Source organism: Xenorhabdus sp. PB62.4, assembly GCF_014467285.1.
In the GTDB taxonomy this organism is placed as follows: domain Bacteria; phylum Pseudomonadota; class Gammaproteobacteria; order Enterobacterales; family Enterobacteriaceae; genus Xenorhabdus.
Window position 1 is genome coordinate 1 of record NZ_NKHR01000039.1, and the last position, 5,564, is coordinate 5,564.

At 54.2% G+C, this 5,564-nt stretch carries 4 protein-coding genes; 1 reads left to right on the plus strand and 3 read right to left on the minus strand.

Features of this window, described 5'->3' with window-relative positions; translation table 11 throughout:
* Positions 1 to 94 precede the first annotated feature (94 nt).
* From Xenpb_RS18105 to Xenpb_RS18120, 3 genes are all read right to left on the minus strand, one after another.
* Positions 95 to 481, minus strand: coding sequence for a hypothetical protein (locus Xenpb_RS18105; RefSeq protein ID WP_187655560.1), 387 nt, complete (start codon positions 479 to 481; stop codon positions 95 to 97).
* A gap of 1,315 nt (positions 482 to 1,796) precedes the next feature.
* Positions 1,797 to 2,906: a site-specific tyrosine recombinase XerC gene (gene xerC, locus Xenpb_RS18115; RefSeq protein ID WP_187655561.1), complete on the minus strand. Its 1,110-nt coding sequence runs from the start codon at positions 2,904 to 2,906 to the stop codon at positions 1,797 to 1,799.
* Positions 2,907 to 3,123: 217 nt separating this feature from the next.
* Positions 3,124 to 5,292: a toprim domain-containing protein gene (locus tag Xenpb_RS18120; RefSeq protein ID WP_368666843.1), complete on the minus strand. Its 2,169-nt coding sequence runs from the start codon at positions 5,290 to 5,292 to the stop codon at positions 3,124 to 3,126.
* Between Xenpb_RS18120 and Xenpb_RS18125 the strand changes: the two genes are divergently transcribed.
* A partial coding sequence (locus Xenpb_RS18125) for a transposase (RefSeq protein WP_187655562.1) occupies positions 5,276 to 5,564 on the plus strand: 289 nt, incomplete at its 3' end. The two genes, Xenpb_RS18120 and Xenpb_RS18125, sit on opposite strands and share 17 nt — an antisense overlap.

The following is a 5,564-nucleotide window of genomic DNA, read 5'->3' on the forward strand; positions in this document are numbered from 1 at the left end:
GGAAACAAGCCAAATATCACTGGCGACGTTTTATCACCTGGACTCAAGATACCATGGAGTATGAGCTAAATACGTTATTGGAAGGTTATGGTGATCAATTTGCAATTAATTTTTCTTGAGCACTTAACTCATATTCTTCGTCACTTATAACAATAATTCTCATTGGATTAAGTGATAACACACTGATATCGAATGTTTTATTTAATGCAAAATAACTAGATAAAAAATCATGTAAATTAACAATATTGAATGAGATGATTGCCAATCCTTCAAACAACATATAGTGACTATTACATTCACCAATATGTATTTTAGATTGTATATATAAGTAAATATCCTCCTCACTTACGGGAAGATCTAACTTACATTCAGGGATTTCTTCTCCTTTCAAAATACTGTTATGTATTTCTCTATGCCATTGAAATTCTTCTTCATTAACTAAAGATATAGATACATTCTTAATCCCATGAATCTTATCCATATATCTCTTTGCTTTTGACAGCAACAATTTCTCTTCAAGTTTATTATTCATAATAAATATGGTGATCGTCTGTTTTAGGATCGGTTATCTTCTGGTATCTATTTTCTTTAAAGTCATATGTTCTTGGGTCTGCTCCTGTTTTTGCTTGACCAGCGTGTGCATGGGGGTAGGGCGCTCTAGGATCATTCGTATGTTCAAGTACAACTTTTTTATGCCCATGACATCTATATACTCGTAATAACGACCATGCGAACCCGCATCTTCTGAATATTGATAATTAGTTTGCCCCCTCCGTTTAGGATCATTCCCAACAGTCCATTGTCTATTTGGTTTTTGAGAACGCGGTATTCCTGCTAAATCTTTGGCTTTATTTAAGGCTTGGCGTCGATTTGGTTTGGGTTTTCCACAGTCATCGCCTGCTAACCCAAACGGATCTACCCACCCAGTGGGATTATGCACATAGCCGTACGGGTTAAACCCGCCCAGCAACCCGATGGGATCTTAGGGCCGGTTCCGGTGCGGTTATACGGTTTTAAGCGATTTTTTCCTTGATTATCAGCTTATTAAAGCACCACTTTTACCCGTTCCGCCCATTCCCGCGAACCTAAAAGGCCGATGTGCACTTTTGGCCTGTTTTTACGCTTGCTCCGTTGTGCAGTATAGCGCCCCTTTTTCTTTGTGATGGGCTGGACAGCCTGATTTTGTGATGTTTTTCACTGTCGGCAACGGGCGAACGTCGCCCAACTTGCTTGGGCGGCGGGCGGCCGTTCTGCGGGTGCGGGCGGCACAGAGCCTGCAAGCGGCGCCCTGCGACGCTCGGGATCACCGATGTTTCAGATGGGGCACGGTTTTGCATGACCGCACCCTGTTTACAAGGGAAGCCCCCTGAGGGGGCTGCACGGGGGCGCAGCCAGGGGGCGGGGGAGGTAAAAGCGGAGGCCGCAGGCCGACCTGCCTACCGGGTTGTTGGCCTGAGCCAGGTCAGGCAGCTAAAGACGAAGTGATTTTGCCGGAACGTGGCACCGTGCTTAAGATTGGCGCTGAGTTTGCCAAGATAGTGCGCCGGTGCTGACAGCAGAAGGCGCAGCCTTGTGCGCCACACCCCGCGATGCCGAACAGCGGGGGCGCCAGACATAATGTTAATTATACGCATTAAGCCGCTCATTGATGCTCAGGTGGTTACCCTTGCTCATCGGCGCAGTGCGTATAATTCCCCCACATTATGTTGAGTGGGCTTTGGGCGGCCTGCACGGACTGAACGGGGACACAACTGCTCAGGCCGGCCATTGCCCACGTACCCCCGCAGACACCGATGCTAACGGGCAGTCCGGCAACGGTCTGCCCCCACTCCGATCCCAGCAGACTCAACGGGGACTGTCAGGCTGTCCGGTGTTCTGGAAGTTCGGTTCGGTGTTAAGCTCTCCGCTGGCACGGCCTGAGCAGCTTTCTGATGCGACGATGTTGCTATTTTCTGGGGGTCACGCTCTGCCGGATGTGTCTGGCTGTGCACCTGCTTGAGCTGTTTGATGGCGACCCGCGTATAGACCTGTGTCGTATTGAGCTTCTCATGTCCCAGCATCGCCTGGATATGGCGGATATCTGCCCCGTTGTCCAGCATCTGTGTCGCCATTGAGTGCCGGAACAGGTGACATGCGCCCGGTTTGTCAAGTTGTGCCTGCTCCCGGATGGCTTCTGCGGCGATTTGCGTCAACATCCCCGGACTAATGGGTTTGCCCCATTTCGTGATGAACAGGTGTCCACTGTCGTAACGGATTGTTAACTGTGACCGTGCATTCGCAAGATAACGTTCCAGCCAGCCCAGCGCCCGCTCCCCGATGGGAATAACCCTGTCTTTGTGGCCTTTACCCTGCCGCACCATCACGGCACCGCGTCCGAAGTCGATATCGTTCAGCCGCAGATGGCGCAGCTCCCCGCGCCGGATGCCACTGCTCCAGAGGATTTCCAGTATTGCCCGGTTACGCAAGCCCAGTGGCGTCTGCGTGTCCAGACTTTCCAGTACCTGCTCCGTTTCACTTTCGCTTAAAACCTGTGCGGGCAGGCATTTCTCTTCTTTGGGTAATACCAGTAATTCCGCCGGATTGTAGAGAATGTGGTGGCGCTGTAATAAGTGACGGAACCATAGCCGTAACGTGCTCAGCCGCTCGCGCTGGCTGTTATTGCTGTAAAGCTGTCCATCCGGTTTACGGTAACTGCGCAGATAACGCTGCCAGCTCTCCAGCAGGGGTAACGAGACTTGCGGGGCGTAGTGAACTGCCCGCTGTTCGCACCATTCAACGAAGGGGCGCAGTTGGGCGCGATAGGTTTCCAGTGTCTTGGGGCTGCCGCCCTGTAATGCCCGGACGTCCAGCCAGGCTTCCAGTTGCTGGCGCAGTGTCATAAGCGTGCTGTCGTGTGAGGTCGTCATTCGGATTTTCCTTTCAGTCGTGGGCGTTATCCGGCAGTACGCTATGAGAGGGGATTTTATTGTGTTGCCGGAACAGTGATTTTTCGTTTTGTCAGACTTGCGGGTGTTGAACCCTGTCTGGTTGTGGCTTTAGGGCTGTTTTGACTGCCCAGACTTGGCCCCGACTTGGGGCAGACTTGGTATAGACTTGCATCTGTTCTGCCTAGACTTGCGAGGATCATACGGGGACAATCAGGCCACTTAAGTGCGCACTGTCGCCGTCACCGTCCCAGAGCAGTTCGTATTGCAACAGGTGCCCGCGACTGCCGCCGTGGATCAGCAGGTATTCCATGTCGCTCAGGCGCTGGCAATGCAGCTTAAGCTGGCTGTCGCTCCAGTTCGTGTAAGCGCGGATATCCCGCCGGGTAAAGCGGACCTCCCGCAACGTCTGCTGCCCTGCCGCCATCCGGTGCGCCATTTGCTGGATCAGCAGTAGTAACTTGCGCGTCTGTGGCGGCATTTCGTCCAGTGTCCGGCCTAATATCTCGTGTGCAAGCTGGTTCGCCAGCCGGATATCCTCTTTGGTCACTTCGATATATTCCAACGTCTTCCCGCGATGCGCCGCCGTTTTGATGTCCCGCTGATGCTGGTGCAGCAGGGCAATGCTCTGAATGAGTGTCAGGTATTTCATATGGTCACGGCGGGTACGGGTTTTGTCTGACATAAAGGTCAGTTGGTGCGCATACGGATTGACCACATTCAGCGGGCGCAACAGCCGCTGGGCGTTCTGGTGAAGCTGCGTCAGATAGTCGCGCTCGTTCTCAGCCAGCAGGCCTTCGAGCGTTTGTTTCTGGCGCTGCAACGCATGGATGGCTTCGGTCTGTTCGCGGGATTCGTTGACCGTCAGCACCAGACAGCGGTTGAGCAGCTCTTCATCCACATCGATCGCCGTCGTGGTGAGCATCAGCATCACCGGGCCTTTCACGGTGTAGCTTTTGGTGACGAGGTTTCCGGTCGCTTCATCCTTGCCCGTGCTCGCCATTGTCAGCTCGCCGTCCGACTGCAACAGCTTGAGCGCATAGGCGGCCTGCCGCACCCCTTCTTCTTCGGCGATGGCGAGGATTTTATGCTGGAGATGGGTTTCGCCCAGATAAAACAGGCTTTGCCCGGTCATGGCGCTGTATTGGATGCGCTCCTCTTCCGGGATCAGGTTCAGCACCGCCTCCATCAGTGACGATTTGCCCGCGGCGCTACTGCTTTGGATCAGCACAGCCAGCGGTTTGGACAGCTTGCGGCTGACCGCGGCCAGATACCCCGCCAGTAAATTAGTGGATTCGCCGACCACCCCGCAGGCGGCTAAGTCAGTGGTGATACGGGCGGTCAGGTACGGATCTTGCAGTAATGCCAGTGCCGCTTCCCGTTCTGCGATCCCCATCGCCGGTACGCGGGGTTCGGTGTCCGCTGCCGCCCGCTGCTGCCACTGTTCGAGCGCCAGTAACACCTGCCCCAGCGAACGGCGCAGCGCCGCTTCCTCCAACCCCAGCTCAGTGGCGGCCAGCCGGGCATAACTCTGGCGTGAGCGGGCACTCATCAGATCAACGCTGTCGGCGAACAGCACGCCGCTTTGCGTGTCCAGTACCTGCGCATTGATCTTCATGGCAACCGATCCCGCTTTTACCGCACCCAGCCCGCGCAGACACCATTGCAGTGTGCCGGCTGACACGCGCAGCTCGCCATGATCACCGGACTCACAGACCACATTCGGCGTCACGCTGGGTGCGGGGTCAGCGGCTAAAGGGGAAGCGGGTTCTGATACCGTGTCTGGCTCAGCCGTCTGGCGCGCAAGGGCGACCATATCCGCCGCATCCTGCATTGGTACGGCACTCTCAAGCAGCAGGGCAAAGGCGGTTTCCGGCTCGGCAACTTGGCACAGATAGCTATTGGCATCCCTGCCCGGCGGGAACACCATGCGCAAGGGCGTGATCCCTTTGGCAACCAGCGCTGCGGCCAGTTTGACGGCAGCATCATTGCCCGCGGTATCATTATCAAAGGCAATCAGGATTTGCTTAATGCCGTGCTGTTCAAAGGCCTGCCAGTGGTCAGCAATGACGCCGTTCACCCCGTAAGCGGCCGTGACATTGCGGTGTCCGGTCACCCAGAACGACATCGCATCAATGAGTGATTCACACAGGATCAGCGACTTGGAGGCACTGAGTGCCTGCGCATTCCAGATGCCACGATGTGCCCCCGGCAGGTACAGATGGCGGACAATGGACTGGCGCTGGTCGTCGCCGATTTTGCGCCCGTACAGTTCGTGGATGTAGTGGTATAAGGATCTCGGACACCTCAAAAGCCTGCTAATGTTATTCATATGACAATGAGGTATGACGATGAAATTGAAACTCACCAAACGCCAATATTCCACTGAATTTAAGCTGGAAGCGGTTCAACAGGTTGTTCTTTATCAACAACGGGTTGTCGATGTCGCCCGTTCATTGGGGATCGATAGCAGTACGCTGGGAAAATGGGTTCGCCAGTACCAAGCCGAAATGCAGGGAATGACGCCGGTGGGCAAGGCACTGACGCCCGAACAACGCCAGATACAGGCATTAGAAAAACAGGTGAGACGCCTGGAAATGGAAAAAGCGATCCTAAAGCAGGCGGCCGTGCTGATGAGCG

What these genes read in the sequence shown, in the direction of transcription:
- xerC (WP_187655561.1), bottom strand. Translation starts at nt 2,906, where the DNA reads ATGACGACCTCACACGACAGCACGCTTATGACACTGCGCCAGCAACTG.
- Xenpb_RS18105 (WP_187655560.1), bottom strand. Translation starts at nt 481, where the DNA reads ATGGATAAGATTCATGGGATTAAGAATGTATCTATATCTTTAGTTAAT.